Source organism: Bartonella sp. MU70NMGDW (assembly GCF_042194085.1).
In the GTDB taxonomy this organism is placed as follows: Bacteria; Pseudomonadota; Alphaproteobacteria; order Rhizobiales; family Rhizobiaceae; genus Bartonella; species Bartonella grahamii.
In genome coordinates, this window is sequence record NZ_JBHIMK010000555.1 from 333 (window position 1) to 613 (window position 281).

General features: G+C 30.2%; 1 protein-coding gene. It reads left to right on the forward strand.

What is annotated here, in order from left to right:
* Positions 1-86: 86 nt before the first annotated feature.
* Positions 87-281: hypothetical protein (locus ACFIKE_RS12120; protein WP_375650214.1), on the forward strand; the 195-nt coding region annotated here is incomplete at its 3' end.

The window sequence follows — 281 nt, forward strand, 5'->3', positions numbered from 1 at the left end:
AGTGTGCGAAGTAGTTATATTTACCTTTCTTTTTTTATATTATTTAAAGTGTAGTAAATGCAGAGTGTATTAAAGGTATCTGATTTATGGTATACCAGATAAGAATTTTGTTAAAATCAGGAACTGTGCGCTGTGTATTTATGAGCTTGTGTTTTGCTTTTTCTTTTCCACAGCCACTTGCTGCATTTGATTTTTTGGGCATCTCTCTTTTTGGTCAAAAGAAAACAAATTCTTCTTCACAGCATGTCAAAAATACAGAGAAATTTTATAAAGTTGATATT